Raw genomic sequence first — 14,128 nt, 5'->3', positions numbered from 1 at the left:
GGAACCCCGTGACGATCGAGACGACGGATGCCGCGACGCGGCCGCCGCGCGCCGGCCGTCCCGCACCCGGCGAGCGTCCCGACCGCGGCGAGCGCCCGGCACGCGACATCCGCACGCCCCGCCCTTCGGCGAAGCCGAACGGGCAGTGGAAGGTCGACGGCACGACGCCGCTCAACGGCAACGAGGAGTGGAAGCAGGCCGACGGCGGCCTCGCGGTGCGCGAGCGCATCGAGTCGACGTACGCGGCCGGCGGCTTCGCGTCGATCGATCCGACCGACCTGCACGGCCGCTTCCGCTGGTGGGGGCTCTACACGCAGCGCAAGCCCGGCATCGACGGCGGGCGCACCGCCACCCTCGAGCCCCACGAGCTCGAGGACGAGTACTTCATGCTGCGCGTCCGCATCGACGGCGGGCAGCTCACGACCGAGCAGCTGCGGGTCATCGGCGGCATCTCGACCGAGTTCGGGCGCGACACGGCCGACCTCACCGACCGGCAGAACGTGCAGCTGCACTGGATCCGCGTCGAGGACGTGCCCGAGATCTGGCGCCGCCTCGAGGCCGTCGGCCTCGGCACGACCGAAGCGTGCGGCGACGTCCCACGCGTGGTGCTCGGCTCGCCGGTCGCCGGCATCGCCGCCGACGAGCTCATCGACCCGACCCCGCAGATCGACGAGATCACGTCGCGCTTCATCGGCGACGAGTCGCTCGCGAACCTGCCGCGCAAGTTCAAGTCGGCCCTCACCGGCCACCCCAGCCAGGACGTCGTGCACGAGATCAACGACGTCGCGTTCGTCGCGGTCGAGCACCCGACCCTCGGGATCGGCTACGACCTGTGGGTCGGCGGAGGGCTCTCGACCGCGCCGCGGCTCGCTGAGCGGCTGGGCGTCTTCGTCGCCCCCGACCGGGTGGCCGACGCCTGGCACGGCGTCGCACAGATCTTCCGCGATTACGGCTACCGGCGACTGCGCAACAAGGCGCGCCTGAAGTTCCTGCTCGCCGACTGGGGCGTGGAGAAGTTCCGCGAGGTCCTCGAGACCGAGTACCTCGGCTCCGCGCTGCCCGACGGCCCGGCCGCGCCGACGCCCGCGACCCCCGGCGACCACGTCGGCGTGCACCGCCAGAAGGACGGCCGGTTCTACGTGGGCGCGACGCCCATCGTCGGGCGCGTCTCCGGGCCGGTCCTGACGAAGCTCGCCGACCTCGTCGAGGCCCACGGATCGACCCGGCTGCGCACCACGCCGCACCAGAAGGTCGTCATCCTCGACATCCCCGAGGACCGCGTCGAGTCGCTCGTCGCCGGCCTCGACGAGCTCGGGCTCCAGGCCAGGCCGAGCCTCATCCGCCGCGGCACGATCGCCTGCACGGGCATCGAGTTCTGCAAGCTCGCGATCGTCGAGACCAAGGCGTACGCGACGGCTGCCGTGCTCGACCTCGAGGAGCGGCTCGCCGCCTTCGACCTGCCGCACCCGATCGCCCTGCACGTGAACGGATGCCCCAACTCGTGCGCGCGCATCCAGACCGCCGACATCGGGCTCAAGGGCCAGCTCGTCACGATCGACGGCGAGCAGGTGCCCGGGTACCAGGTGCACCTCGGCGGCGGGCTCGCGTCGCAGGACCGCGACGAGGCCGGCCTCGGCCGGACGGTGCGCGGCCTCAAGGTCGCCGCGGACGGCATTGCCGACTACGTCGAGCGGGTGGTCACCCGGTTCCTCGCGGAGCGCGACGCGGCCGCCGGTGAGACCTTCGCCCAGTGGGCACACCGCGCCGACGAGGAGGCGCTGCGATGAGCGCGCGCAACATCGGGCTCGCACAGTCGAGGGTTGAGGAGGGCGCGCAGCGCCCGTCTCGAAACCCGGCCACCGCGCGACAGGGGTTCGGGACGCCGCTGCGCGGCTCCTCAACCCCCACACGCTCGGCCGACGAGCTGCGCGCGCTCGCCGAGGCCGGCAACGCCGAACTCGGGAGCCTGACCGACCAGGAGGCATCCCCGGCCGAGGTCGTCGCGTGGGTCGCGGCGAACTTCGCGACCGATGCCGCGGCGGTCGCCTGCTCCATGGCGGATGCCGCGCTGCCGCACCTGGTGGCGCAGTACCTCCCGGGCGTCGACGTGCTCTTCCTCGACACGGGGTACCACTTCGCCGAGACGTACGCCACGCGCGACGAGGTCGCCCGACAGCTCGACGTGCGGATCGTCGACGTCCTGCCCGAGCAGACCGTGGACGAGCAGGACGCCGAGTTCGGCGCCGAGCTGTTCGCCCGCGACCCCGGCCTGTGCTGCGCACGTCGCAAGGTCGAGCCGCTGCAGCGAGCCCTCGGCAGCGGCTACGAGGTCTGGTTCACCGGCGTCCGTCGCGACGAGGCGCCCACGCGCGCGCTCACGCCGCTCGTCACGTACGACGAGCGCAACGGACTCGTGAAGGTCAATCCCGTGGCGGCGTGGACCTTCGACGACCTGCTCGACTACGCGGGCGCGTTCCAGGTGCCCGTGAACCTCCTGATGTCGCAGGGCTATCCCTCGATCGGCTGCGAGCCGTGCACGAAGCCCGTCGCCGCGGGCGAGGACCCGAGGTCGGGCCGCTGGGCCGGACTCGCCAAGACGGAATGCGGGTTGCACCTATGACCGACACGACCACGCCGACGCGCGAGACCACCGCGGGGCTCGACGCGCTCGACGCGCTCGACGCGCTCGAGGCCGAGGCGATCCACATCATCCGCGAGGTCGTCGCCGAGTTCGAGCGCCCCGTGCTGCTGTTCTCGGGCGGCAAGGACTCGGTCGTCGTGCTGCACCTCGCGACCAAGGCGTTCTGGCCCGCGAAGGTCCCGTTCCCGGTGCTGCATGTCGACACCGGCCACAACTTCCCCGAGGTGCTGCGCTTCCGCGACGAGACGGTCGAGCGGCTCGGCATCCGCCTCGAGGTCGCCTCGGTACAGGACTACCTCGACGACGGCCGCCTGCAGGAGCGAGCGGATGGCACGCGCAACCCGCTGCAGACGCAGCCCCTGCTCGACGCCATCGCGGCCGGCAAGCACGATGCGGTCTTCGGCGGCGCACGCCGCGACGAGGACAAGGCTCGCGCCAAGGAGCGCATCATCTCGCTGCGCGACGAGTTCGGCCAGTGGGACCCGCGCAACCAGCGCCCCGAGCTCTGGAGCCTGTACAACGGCCGCCACACCGTCGGCCAGCACGTGCGCGCGTTCCCGATCTCGAACTGGACCGAGCTCGACGTGTGGCGCTACATCGAGCGCGAGGGCATCGCGCTGCCGCCGCTGTACTTCGCGCACGAGCGCGACGTCTATGCGCGCGACGGCATGTGGCTCGCTGTGAGCGCCGTGTCCGCGCCGCGCGACGGTGAGACGGTCGAGCGCCGCACGGTGCGGTACCGCACCGTCGGCGACCTCAGCTGCACCGGTGCGGTGCTGTCGGATGCCGCGACGCTGCCCGACATCGTGCGCGAGGTCGCGGCATCCACCCTCACCGAGCGCGGTGCGACCCGCGCCGACGACCGCCTCTCGGAGGCGGCCATGGAGGACCGCAAGAAGGACGGGTACTTCTGATGAGCGCGACGACCCCCGCCCCGACGACGACCGACGGCGGCGCCGTGACGACCGGCTCCCTCTTCCGCTTCGCGACCGCCGGATCGGTCGACGACGGCAAGTCGACCCTCGTCGGCCGCCTGCTGCACGACTCGAAGGCGATCCTCGCCGACCAGCTCGAGTCGGTCGCTCGCACCAGCGCCGAGCGCGGCTTCGGCGGCGAGCCCGGCGCGATCGACTTCGCGCTGCTGACCGACGGCCTGCGTGCGGAGCGCGAGCAGGGCATCACGATCGACGTCGCCTACCGCTACTTCTCGACGGGCCGCCGGTCGTTCATCCTCGCCGACTGCCCCGGTCACGTGCAGTACACGCGCAACATGGTCACCGGCTCGGCGACGGCCGACGCGGTCGTCGTGCTCGTCGACGTGCGCAACGGCGTGCTCGAGCAGACGCGACGCCATCTCGCCGTCGTGCAGCTGCTGCGCGTGCCGCACGTGGTCGTCGCCGTCAACAAGATCGACCTCACCGGCTACGACCGGGCGGCGTTCGAGGCGGTGGCGGCGGATGTCGCGACCCTCGCGCGCGACCTCGGCCTGCCCGACGCGCACGTGATCCCCGTGTCGGCCCTCGCGGGCGACAACGTGGTCGAACGCTCGGCGAACACGCCCTGGTACGAGGGACCGAGCCTGCTCGAGCTGCTCGAGGAGCTGTCGACGATCGACGAGCTCGAGACCGACCTCGAGGCGCTTCGCTTGCCGGTGCAGCTCGTCGTCCGCCCGCAGGGCGCGCTCTCGCCGGAGCTCGCGTTGGGCCCCGACGACTTCCGCGACTACCGGGCCTTCGCGGGCCGCATCGAGTCGGGCACGGTCCGCGTCGGCGACCCGGTCGAGGTGTTCCCCGCGGGGATCACGACCACCGTCGTGGGCATCGACCGCGGCCCGGTCGCGGTCGACGAGGCATCCGCCCCGCTCTCGGTGTCGCTGCGCCTGGCCGACCCGGTCGATGCGGCGCGCGGCGCCGTGATCGCCGCCGCCGGCTCGCTGTCCGCGCCGCGGCGCGAGCTCGACGCCGACGTGTTCCAGCTCGACGGGCGCCCGCTCACCACGGGCAGCCGGGTGCTGGTGAAGCACGGCACGACGACCGTGCAGGCGCTCGTGACCGCCATCCGGGGTCGACTCGACCTCGACACCCTCGAGACCACGCCCACGGCGGTGCTCGAGACGAACGACATCGGACTCGTGCGGCTGAAGCTCGCGGCGGACCTCGCCGTCGAGCCGTACGCCGCACACCGCCGGGCGGGGGCGTTCCTCGTCATCCATCCGCACGACGGCGCGACCCTCGCCGCCGGCATCGTCACCGAAGGAGATTCAGCATGACCGCACGTCCGCGCGCCATCCGCTCTACCCGACTCGGAGACCTCGCCGGCATGATGCTCGCCGGGGGAATCATCCTGAGCGCGACCCTCACCGGCTGCGCGGCCCAGCCCGCCGCGGGCGCGGGCAGCGAGGCCGACGCGGCGCCCGAGGCGACCGGCACGCCCGCGGAGGAGCTGCGCTTGGGCTACTTCGCGAACGTCACGCACGCCCCCGCGCTCGTCGGCCTCGAGGAGGGCCTCTTCGCGGAGGCGCTCGGCGACACGACGATCTCGACCCAGGTCTTCAACGCCGGCCCGGCCGCGATCGAGGCGCTCACCGCGGGCGCGATCGACGCGACCTTCATCGGCCCGAACCCGTCGATCAACACCTTCATCCAGTCGGGCGGCCAGTCGGCGCGCATCGTCGCGGGCGTCGCGACCGGCGGCGCCGCGCTCGTCGTGCGCGACGGCATCGACTCGCCCGAGGACCTCGAGGGCACGACGCTCGCGACGCCGCAGCTCGGCAACACGCAGGATGTCGCGCTGCGCAGCTGGCTCGCCGACGAGGGCTACACGACCGACACCTCGGGTGGCGGCGACGTGCAGATCACGCCGACCGAGAACGCGCAGACGCTCACCCTGTTCCAGCAGGGCGAGGTCGACGGCGCGTGGCTGCCCGAGCCGTGGGTGTCGCGGCTCATCGTCGACGCGGGTGCCGAGGTGCTCGTCGACGAGGCCGACCTCTGGGAGGACGGGAACTTCCCGACGACCGTGCTGCTCGTGAACGCCGACTTCCTCGCCGAGCACCCGCAGACGGTCGAGGCGCTGCTCGAGGGCCACCTCGCGTCGCTCGCCTGGCTCGACGAGAACGCCGCCGAGGCCCCCGCGATCATCAACGCGGCCCTCGAGGCCGAGACCGGCAAGGCGCTCGCCGACGAGGTCATCACGCGCTCGCTCGAGCACGTGACGTTCTCCGACGACCCGCACGCCGAGACCTTCACGACGCTCGTCGAGAACGGCCTCGAGGCCGGCACGCAGAAGGACGGCTCGATCGAGGGCCTGTTCGACCTGCGACTGCTGAACGGCCTGCTCGACGAGGCCGGCGAGGAGCCCGTCTCCGCGGGCGGCCTCGGCGAGGAGTAGGGAGTCGACCCATGAGCGGGCAGACGGCCATCCGCGTCGAGCACCTCGGCAAGCGCTTCGGCGCCGGGCCGCTCGTGCTCGACGACGTGAACCTGACGATCAGCGCGGGTGAGTTCGTCTGCCTGCTCGGGGCCTCGGGCTGCGGCAAGTCGACGCTGCTGAACCTCATCGCGGGCCTCGACCGGCCTACGACGGGCGCGATCGAGACCCCGGCCGAGGGCTCGGCGGTCATGTTCCAGGAGTCGGCGCTCATGCCGTGGCTCACGGCACGCGCGAACGTCGAGCTCGCGCTGCGCCTGCGCGGGGTGCCGCGCGCGCAGCGGGCCGGGGTTGCGCGCGAGCTCCTCGACGTCGTCAACCTCGCGGATGCCGCCGAGAAGCGTCCGCACGAGCTGTCGGGCGGCATGCGCCAGCGCGTCGCCCTCGCGCGGGCGCTGGCGCAGGACCGCCCGGTGCTCCTCATGGACGAGCCGTTCGCCGCGCTCGACGCCATCACGCGCGACCTCCTGCACGAGGAGCTCGAGCGCGTGTGGCGCCAGACCGGCCGCACCATCGTGTTCGTCACCCACAACGTGCGCGAGGCCGCGCGCCTGGGCCAGCGGGTCGTGCTCCTGTCGAGCCGGCCCGGCCGGGTCGCGGGCGAGTGGCGCATCGCCGAGACGGCGGGCCGACGCATCGAGTCGCCCGAGGTCGCGGCCCTCTCCATCGAGATCACCGAGCAACTGCGGAAGGAGATCCGCCGAAATGCCGCGTGACATCCTGCTCGAAGAATCCGAGGGTCGAGGAGCGCCGGAGGCGCGTCTCGAGACCCGGCCGGACGAGGCTGCCCATCGCGGGGCGGGTTTCGAGACGCCGCTGCGCGGCTCCTCAACCCCCGAAAGCGACGACCTCCGCAGCCTCGAGGCCGGCCTCGACCGGCTGCAGACCACGCCCGAGCGCCGCCCGAGCGCGTGGCGCCGGTTCACCACCAGCGTGCTGCCGCCCATCCTGTTCCTGGTGGCCCTCGTCGCGGCCTGGCAGCTATACATCGTCATCGCCCAGCCGCGGCCCGACATCGTGCCGGCACCGGCCGACGTGGTGAACGCGATCTCGGCGGCCTGGGAGTCCGGCCGGCTCCAGCTCGCGATCGCCACGAGCCTCGAGCGCGGCATCCTCGGATTCCTCATCGCGATCGTCGTCGGCACGCCGCTGGGCCTCCTGCTCGCCGAGGCGCGCCCGCTGCGCCGAGCGGTCGGCCCGATCATCTCGGGGCTGCAGGTGCTCCCGTCGGTCGCCTGGGTGCCGGCCGCCATCATCTGGTTCGGGCTGACGGATGCCACGGTGTACTTCGTCATCCTCATGGGCGCCATCCCGTCGATCGTGAACGGCCTCATCGCCGGCGTCGACCAGGTGCCGCCGCAGCTCCGGCGGGTCGGCACGGTGCTCGGCGCCGGCCGCTCGCAGCTCGCCACCCTCGTCGTGCTCCCTGCCGCGCTGCCCGGCTACGTCGCGGGCCTCAAGCAGGGCTGGGCGTTCTCGTGGCGCTCGCTCATGGCGGCGGAGATCATCGCGATGGGCGGCACGATCGGCTTCGGCCTCGGCTCGATGCTGCAGCAGACACGCGAGCTCGCCGACCTGGCGGGCGTCCTCTCCACGATCCTCGTGATCCTCGCGATCGGCATCCTCATCGAGCTCGTGTTCTTCGCCCCGCTCGAGCGACGGATGCTGCGCCGCCGGGGCCTGCTCGCGGAGCGTGCCCGATGAGCGCCGCCGGACGCGTCCTTCTCGTCGGCGCCGGTCCCGGCGACCCGGGCCTGCTCACCATCCGCGGCCTGCGCGCGCTCGAAGCGGCAGACGTGATCGTCGCCGACCGCCTCGGCGCCCGTTCGGTGCTCGACGGACTCGCCGCCGAGGGCGTCGAACTCACGGCCGAGGTCGTCGACGTCGGCAAGCTGCCCGGCCACCATGCCGTGCCCCAGGACGCGATCAATGAGCTGCTCGTGACGCTCGCCCGCGACGGCAAGCGCGTCGTCCGCCTCAAGGGCGGCGACCCGTACATCTTCGGGCGCGGCGGCGAGGAGCTCGCGTACTGCCGCGACCGCGGCATCGAGGTCGAGGTGGTGCCCGGCATCACGAGCGCGGTCTCGGTGCCGGCGATCGCGGGCATCCCGCTCACGCATCGCGGACTCGCCACCACGTTCACCGTCGTCACCGGGCACGACCAGATCCAGGCCCTCGACGGCGGGCGCGACCACACGGTCGTGCTGCTCATGGGCGTCGGCACGCTCGCGAACTCCGCGATCACGCTCGCGCGTGGCGAACGCGGTGCCGACTGCCCGGTCGCGATCGTGGAGGATGGATACGGCTCGAACCAGCGCGTGACGGTCGGCACGCTCGGCACGATCGCGTATCAGGCCGCGGTGCGCGGCGTCCGCTCGCCCGCCGTCGTGGTGGTCGGCGATGTCGTGCGGCTGAGCCCGTACGCGCCGGCCGAGCTCGCGGCATCCGTCACCGCCACCGACTGACCTGACCACTTCCCCTTGCACTTCCCTCGAAAGGCCATGCCCTCATGACCCTCAACCTCCGTGTCGCGATCGTCGGCGCCGGCCCCGCCGGCATCTACGCCGGCAACATCCTCCGCCGCCAGGTCGACGAGGCAGGCGGACAGGTCGCGATCGACCTGTTCGAATCGCTGCCCGCGCCGTACGGCCTGATCCGCTACGGCGTCGCGCCCGACCACCCGCGCATCAAGGGCATCGTCAACTCGCTGCACGAGATGCTCGACGAGGGCACCATCCGCCTCATCGGCAACGTCGAGGTCGGGCGGGATGTCACGGTCGACGAGCTGCGCGAGCGCTACGACGCGGTGATCTTCGCGACGGGCGCGCTCAAGGACGCACCCCTCGACATCCCCGGTATCGACCTGCCCGGCTCGTACGGCGCCGCCGACGTCGTCGCCTGGTACGACGGGCACCCGGATGTCTCGCGCGAGTGGCCGCTCGAGGCGCAGTCGATCGCGGTCATCGGCAACGGCAACGTGGCACTGGATGTCGCGCGCGTGCTGGCGAAGCATCCCGCCGACCTGCTCTCGACCGACATCCCCGCGAATGTGCACGAGGGCCTGCTCGCCTCGCCCGTCACCGACGTGCACGTGTTCGGCCGCCGCGGCCCGTCGCAGGTGAAGTTCACGCCCATCGAGCTGCGCGAGCTCGGCGAGGTGCCCGACGTCGACATCGTCGTGTACGACGACGACTTCGCGCGCGCCGAGGGAGACGAGCACGCCGCGCACCTGCTCGCGACGAACAACCAGGTCAAGGTCATGACCCGCACGCTGAACGGATGGCGCAAGCCCGCCGACTGGCAGCCGACCGCGTCCCGCCGTCTGCACCTGCACTTCTTCCACGCGCCGGTCGAGGTGCTCGGGACGTCCGCGGTGGAGGGCGTGCGCTTCGAGCGGACCCGTCCCGTGGGCGACGGCTCGGTCGTCGGCACCGGCGAGTTCGTCGACGTGCCCGTGCAGGCCGTGTACCGCGCGGTCGGCTACGCGAGCTCGCCGATCGCTGACGTGCCGTTCGACGACCGGGCCCGCGTCATTCCGAACGCCGGTGGCCGGGTGACGGATGGTGCGGGCGAGCCGATCGCGGGCGTGTACGCGACCGGCTGGATCAAGCGTGGTCCCGTCGGCCTCATCGGTCACACGAAGGGCGACGCGCTCGAGACCATCACGAACCTGGTGTCTGACGCGAACTCCGGCGTGCTCGAGAGGCCCACGGTGGCGGCCGAGGACGGCGACGTGGTGCTCGAGCTGCTCGAGGCCCGCGGCATCCGCTTCACGACCTGGAACGGATGGCTCGCGCTCGACGCACACGAGCGCGGCCTCGGCGAGGCGTTCGAGGGCCCCGTCGCGCGCGAGCGCGTCAAGGTCGTGCCGCGCGACGAGCAGGTCGAGCTGTCGCGCGCGGGGGCGCTCGTCGCGGGCTGACCCGCTTCGCTTCAGGAGAACGGCCGCGGATCAGGACGGAATCGGCGATTCCGTCCTGATCCGGGCGCGTTCTCCTGAGATGAGGCTGCGCATGGAGGCCCTGTCGGCCGGTTCGGAGGCGAACGCGCGGACTGGCGGTTCATCTGCGCGATCGCGTCCTCCGGACCGCGCGATCTCCTCCCCACGCCGTGGGGATGTCAGGCGTCATGCGTCAGTTGTCGGGGATGGCGGCGAAGGCGGCGATGGCCGCCTCGTCGCCGCCCGCGGTGCGCAGGCGCGCGGCGACGCCGACGCGCGCGCGACGGTACGACACGTTCGTCCCGCGCATCAGGGAATCGCGGTTCGCGAGGTCGAGCAGGGCGCTGCACTCGAACGCGACCTGCGCGGGGTCGTCGAGCATCGGCAGGTCGCCCAGGTCGCGTGCGTGCGCGAGGGACGCCGCGAGGTAGCCCTCCCAATCGTCGAGGGCGCGGCGGATCGCCTCGCGGACCTCGCCGGGCTTCGCGTCGAAGTCGGCGGCGGCCTCGGCGAAGAAGCAGCCCCCGGGGAAGACCCGATCGCGCGAGTACGCGATCCAGAGGTCGACCAGTGAAAGCACGCGTCCGAGGCCGCGGGGCAGTTCTCGCGCCGGCGTGAGCACGGCCTCGACGAATCGCTCGCGCGCGGCCTCGACGGTCGCCAACTGCAGGCGCTCCTTGCTGCCGAACAGCGTGGCGACCCCGCTCTTGCTCACCGATGCGGCATCGGCGATGCGGCCGATCGAGAGCTGGTCGAGGCCCTCGACCGAGGCGAGGTCGACAGCCGCCGCGAGCACGGCGCGTCGCGAGGCGTCGCCGCGGACGCGTCGTCCGTCGGTCGGGCGCACCCTGGCCGAAGTCTCCGTGCTCACCCTCTCGATTTTACGCACGATCGTTCGTATACTCAACGTACGACCGTTCGTATTGATTGATCGGAGACCGCCGTGTCCATCACCGATGTCGCCCTCGGGGCGCAGGTCCGCGCCATCCGCCTCGCCGAGCGCACGTCGCCCGAAGCGGCCGCCGCCCTCGCACTGCCGCTGTTCATGCGCGTCGGGCCGCGCCTCCCCGTCCGCGACGGCGACCGCGCGGTGCACGAGTCGGCTCGCCGCAGCCTGCTCCGCGTCCGCGGCCGCGACGTGATCGCCTACGAATGGGGCAGCGGTCCCGACACGATCCTCCTCGTGCACGGATGGCGCGGCCGCGCGTCGCAGTTCGCGCCCATCGTGCGCGAACTCCGCGCCGAGGGATTCCGGCTCGTGGCGTTCGACGTTCCCGCCAATGGCGAATCGGCCGGTCGCCGCACCGACGTGCGCGACTGGCTGGCCGCCATCGAGGCCCTGCAGTCGCGCGAGGGGCGCTTCCACGCCGTCATCGGCCACTCGTTCGGTGCGATGGCGAGCGCGGCCGCGATCCGGAACGGTGCATCCGCCGGCGCGCTCGTCGCGATCGCCGGCATGGCCGACGCGCGCTACCTCGTCGATTCGTTCGCCGCGCGGCTCGGCGTGGGCACCGCGACGGCCGACGCCCTCGCCGACCGGTTCGCGCGACGCATCCTGTCGCACCTCGACGACCCGTGGCCGCGCTTCGACAGCGTCGCGCATCCCCTTCCCGAGCGGATGCCGCTGCTCGTCGTGCACGATCGCGGCGACCGCGAGGTCGCGGTGGACGAGGCCATCCGCCTGCATGCCGCGCACGGCGCCCGGTCACGCCTCGTGCTCACGGAGGGCGCCGGGCACTCGCGCATCCTCGGCGCCGACCCGGCCCTGGACGCCGTCACCGCGTTCGTCACGCACGGCCCGGCCGGCGTCGACGCGCTCGGCGCGACATCCGCTGAGACGACGCGCACGACCTGACGCGCGTCGGCCTGCTCCGTTTCAGGAGCACGCTCAGGACGCTTCCGGGCGATCGCTCCTGACGACCCTCGGTTCTCCTGAAACGGGGATGTCGCTCCGCGCCGCGCGCCCACGGGCAGGGTCCGAACCGTCCAGGTCGGCGGATATATGGCCGACGCGCCCCCGGGCGCGCGGATCGGTCGGGGTGTCGGATCGTATATCCGCTGGGTTGAACGGAGACCACGCGCGCGAGCGTGGGTCCACCCGCCGAGTTCGCGTCAGCGGGAGCGGCGCGAGGCGGCGGCGCGGCGGACCGCGACCGACGCGAGCACGCGCGCGTAGAACGCCTCGTGGGCGCGCGTGACGGCGGCGTCGTCAAGGAGGCCCGGCGTGGCCGCGGCGGCCGAGGCGAGTCGGGCCCGCAGGTCCGGATCGGCGTCGAGGCGGGCGAGCGCGTCGGCGAGCGCGTCGACGTCGCGGGGCGGGACGACGAGTCCGTTGACGCCGTCCTCGACCCATTCGGCGGGGCCACCCTCGTCGGCGACGACGACCGCCCGGCCGGTGGCGAGGTACTGGAGGACGTTCTGGCCGAGCGGCTCGGGACGCGTCGAGGCCTGCACCGCGACATCCCACCCCGACAGCAGGGCGCCGACGTCGGCGACATGCCCGGGCAGGTCGAGCTGGGCGCCCACGCCGAGCTCGGCGGCGCGACGCCGCAACGTCTCGGCGAACGCCTCGTGTCCGAACGGCGCGCCGCCCGCGAGCTGCAGTCGCGTGTCGCGGCCGCGGAACACCCGCGCGAAGGCCTCGAGCAGCAGCTCCTGGCCCTTCCACGGGTCGATGCGCGCGAGCAGGCCGACCGCGCGGATCGGGCCTCCGACCCCAGGCGCGGCGGTCGCGGCGGTCGCGCCATCCGCCCCGCCACGCGCACCGCGCACCAGCAGCCCCGACGCGCTCGGGATGACCTCGGCCGGCACCCCGGCGCGCAGGAATGGGCGCGCCGACTCGAGGGTCGCCCGCGAGTTGGCGACGACCCCGTCGGCTCGCGGCAGCACCACCCGGGTCATGAGCGCGTGCCCCGAGCGACCGAGCGCGCCCGGGTCGACCAGGTCGCGCAGGTGTACGACGAACGCCCTGCGCGTGCCGCGCACGGCGAACGCCCCGTACGCAGCCGCGCGGGCGGTGTTGGCATCGACGAGGTCGGCGCTCAGGAACGCGCGCGAGCTGCGCACTGCCGCCGCCTGCACGAGCACGCGGACGCCCACGACCAGCGCGGTCAGCCGTCCGCCCGAGCTGGCACCGGCGGGCTGGCGTACCCCGCCGATCCGGCGCGGCACGCGAGCAGGGATCGCGTCGTAGATCCCCCGTTCGTGGCGGTCCTCGGGCGGCGCCATGAGCAGGAACGGGGCCCATCGAGGTCCGGCCTGCAGCATCCGGAGCAGCGCATACTCGGCGCCGCCGGCCGCGCTCGTGTGGTCGAGGTGCAGCACGCGCATGGGTCGTGTGGCGGGCTCAGGCGCGACATCCGCTGCGCCATCGTCGCCGGAGACGGGTTCGCGATTCACGCCTGCCGCCGGCCTCGCGGACGCGGCGCGTCGGCACCCGAATCGGCGGCGACCTCGCCGAACGGGAAGGCCGCGGCATCCGCCACCGCTTCGTCGTAGGCGACGACCTCGCGCGCCGGCATGCCGAACAGCGCCGACGCGAGTCGAGCCAGCGCGGGCACCTCCTCGCGCGCCATGATGCGGTAGGCCTCGTCGTCCTTGCCCTGGGGGTCGATGATGTCGGATGGCGCGCCGTTCGCGAGCGCGCGGTTCGCGCCGAACTGCACGAGCCTCGAGCGCAGGTCGTCGACCGACGTCGGCGGCGCCCACTCGGGCAGCTCACCCGCGATGGCGCCGACCTCGCGGATGGTGAACGTGTGCTTCAGCGCACCCGGGACGAAGCCGAGCACCTTCTCGCGCTGCGACGCCTCGGCGACGAGCACCAGGTCGGCCCCACGGATCATGGGCTCGGTGACCTGCACCGCGCGGTGCCCCGACGCGTCGGCGCCGAGCGTCGCGGCGATCGACCGGCTGCGCGTGCGCATGTGGCTGCCGACCGGCGCGGCAAGCCCGGCGCTCGTGACCTGCACTCGCTCGGCGAGCGACGCTGGAAGGTACCATCCGGCCCACGTTCGCAGCAGCGCAGCGCCGAGGGCCGAGCGGTTGAGGTTGCCCGTGCACACGACCAGCACGGTGAAGGACTCCGGGCTCACGCCACCACCCCCTGACTCGAACGGCGA

At 73.0% G+C, this 14,128-nt stretch carries 13 protein-coding genes; 10 read left to right on the top strand and 3 right to left on the bottom strand.

What is annotated here, in order from left to right; translation table 11 throughout:
* Window positions 1–107 precede the first annotated feature (107 nt).
* Genes ACFQ58_RS02850 through ACFQ58_RS02810 form a run of 9 tightly spaced genes read left to right on the top strand, consistent with a single transcriptional unit; the run spans window position 108 to window position 9,992 of the window.
* Window positions 108–1,787: a nitrite/sulfite reductase gene (locus ACFQ58_RS02850; RefSeq protein ID WP_376950326.1), complete on the top strand. Its 1,680-nt coding sequence runs from the start codon at window positions 108–110 to the stop codon at window positions 1,785–1,787.
* Complete coding sequence (locus ACFQ58_RS02845) at window positions 1,784–2,620, top strand: phosphoadenylyl-sulfate reductase (protein WP_376949327.1); 837 nt, start codon at window positions 1,784–1,786, stop codon at window positions 2,618–2,620. Before ACFQ58_RS02850 ends, ACFQ58_RS02845 begins: the two co-directional genes overlap by 4 nt.
* Window positions 2,617–3,555 carry a sulfate adenylyltransferase subunit CysD gene (gene cysD, locus ACFQ58_RS02840; protein ID WP_376949325.1) on the top strand — a complete coding sequence of 313 codons (939 nt, stop codon included), beginning with the start codon at window positions 2,617–2,619 and terminating at the stop codon, window positions 3,553–3,555. Before ACFQ58_RS02845 ends, cysD begins: the two co-directional genes overlap by 4 nt.
* On the top strand, window positions 3,555–4,910 hold the full coding sequence (locus tag ACFQ58_RS02835; RefSeq protein ID WP_376949323.1) for a sulfate adenylyltransferase subunit 1: 1,356 nt from the start codon (window positions 3,555–3,557) through the stop codon (window positions 4,908–4,910). The genes cysD and ACFQ58_RS02835 overlap by 1 nt, the downstream gene beginning before the upstream one ends.
* Window positions 4,907–6,031 (top strand): ABC transporter substrate-binding protein, encoded by a 1,125-nt coding sequence (locus ACFQ58_RS02830; RefSeq protein ID WP_376949321.1) that lies wholly within the window; start codon window positions 4,907–4,909, stop codon window positions 6,029–6,031. Before ACFQ58_RS02835 ends, ACFQ58_RS02830 begins: the two co-directional genes overlap by 4 nt.
* 11 nt (window positions 6,032–6,042) lie before the next feature.
* Window positions 6,043–6,786, top strand: a complete 744-nt coding sequence (locus ACFQ58_RS02825) for an ABC transporter ATP-binding protein (protein WP_376949319.1) — start codon at window positions 6,043–6,045, stop codon at window positions 6,784–6,786.
* Window positions 6,776–7,774 carry an ABC transporter permease gene (locus ACFQ58_RS02820; protein ID WP_376949317.1) on the top strand — a complete coding sequence of 333 codons (999 nt, stop codon included), beginning with the start codon at window positions 6,776–6,778 and terminating at the stop codon, window positions 7,772–7,774. The genes ACFQ58_RS02825 and ACFQ58_RS02820 overlap by 11 nt, the downstream gene beginning before the upstream one ends.
* A complete protein-coding gene (gene cobA / locus ACFQ58_RS02815) occupies window positions 7,771–8,535 on the top strand; it encodes a uroporphyrinogen-III C-methyltransferase (protein WP_376949315.1) in 765 nt (254 codons plus the stop codon). The genes ACFQ58_RS02820 and cobA overlap by 4 nt, the downstream gene beginning before the upstream one ends.
* A 44-nt stretch (window positions 8,536–8,579) precedes the next feature.
* Window positions 8,580–9,992 (top strand): FAD-dependent oxidoreductase, encoded by a 1,413-nt coding sequence (locus tag ACFQ58_RS02810; protein WP_376949313.1) that lies wholly within the window; start codon window positions 8,580–8,582, stop codon window positions 9,990–9,992.
* A 211-nt stretch (window positions 9,993–10,203) separates the two neighbouring features.
* Here the strand turns inward: ACFQ58_RS02810 and ACFQ58_RS02805 are convergent, their stop codons facing one another.
* Entirely contained in the window at window positions 10,204–10,881 is a 678-nt protein-coding gene (locus tag ACFQ58_RS02805) for a TetR/AcrR family transcriptional regulator (RefSeq protein WP_376949311.1), read from the bottom strand.
* A gap of 72 nt (window positions 10,882–10,953) precedes the next feature.
* Here ACFQ58_RS02805 and ACFQ58_RS02800 point away from each other — a divergent pair, with 72 nt between their 5' ends.
* On the top strand, window positions 10,954–11,865 hold the full coding sequence (locus ACFQ58_RS02800) for an alpha/beta hydrolase family protein (protein WP_376949309.1): 912 nt from the start codon (window positions 10,954–10,956) through the stop codon (window positions 11,863–11,865).
* A gap of 257 nt (window positions 11,866–12,122) precedes the next feature.
* On the opposite strand, the gene ACFQ58_RS02795 is transcribed toward ACFQ58_RS02800, so the two are convergent.
* Together ACFQ58_RS02795 and ACFQ58_RS02790 are read right to left on the bottom strand one after the other, a co-directional pair.
* Window positions 12,123–13,409, bottom strand: a complete 1,287-nt coding sequence (locus tag ACFQ58_RS02795) for a glycosyltransferase (RefSeq protein ID WP_376949307.1) — start codon at window positions 13,407–13,409, stop codon at window positions 12,123–12,125.
* Window positions 13,406–14,101 (bottom strand): hypothetical protein, encoded by a 696-nt coding sequence (locus ACFQ58_RS02790; RefSeq protein ID WP_376949305.1) that lies wholly within the window; start codon window positions 14,099–14,101, stop codon window positions 13,406–13,408. Before ACFQ58_RS02790 ends, ACFQ58_RS02795 begins: the two co-directional genes overlap by 4 nt.
* Window positions 14,102–14,128 lie beyond the last annotated feature (27 nt).

This window comes from Agromyces sp. NPDC056523 (assembly GCF_042794545.1).
Taxonomy (GTDB): Bacteria; Actinomycetota; Actinomycetes; order Actinomycetales; family Microbacteriaceae; genus Agromyces.
Note: the sequence above shows the minus strand (reverse complement) of the source record. Positions and strands in the feature narration are given on the sequence as shown.

Bases quoted from the DNA above. Each gene is read 5' to 3' on its own strand.
- ACFQ58_RS02845 (WP_376949327.1), top strand. From the start codon at position 1,784: ATGAGCGCGCGCAACATCGGGCTCGCACAGTCGAGGGTTGAGGAGGGC.
- ACFQ58_RS02830 (WP_376949321.1), top strand. From the start codon at position 4,907: ATGACCGCACGTCCGCGCGCCATCCGCTCTACCCGACTCGGAGACCTC.
- cobA (WP_376949315.1), top strand. From the start codon at position 7,771: ATGAGCGCCGCCGGACGCGTCCTTCTCGTCGGCGCCGGTCCCGGCGAC.
- ACFQ58_RS02820 (WP_376949317.1), top strand. From the start codon at position 6,776: ATGCCGCGTGACATCCTGCTCGAAGAATCCGAGGGTCGAGGAGCGCCG.
- ACFQ58_RS02835 (WP_376949323.1), top strand. From the start codon at position 3,555: ATGAGCGCGACGACCCCCGCCCCGACGACGACCGACGGCGGCGCCGTG.
- ACFQ58_RS02810 (WP_376949313.1), top strand. From the start codon at position 8,580: ATGACCCTCAACCTCCGTGTCGCGATCGTCGGCGCCGGCCCCGCCGGC.
- cysD (WP_376949325.1), top strand. From the start codon at position 2,617: ATGACCGACACGACCACGCCGACGCGCGAGACCACCGCGGGGCTCGAC.
- ACFQ58_RS02825 (WP_376949319.1), top strand. From the start codon at position 6,043: ATGAGCGGGCAGACGGCCATCCGCGTCGAGCACCTCGGCAAGCGCTTC.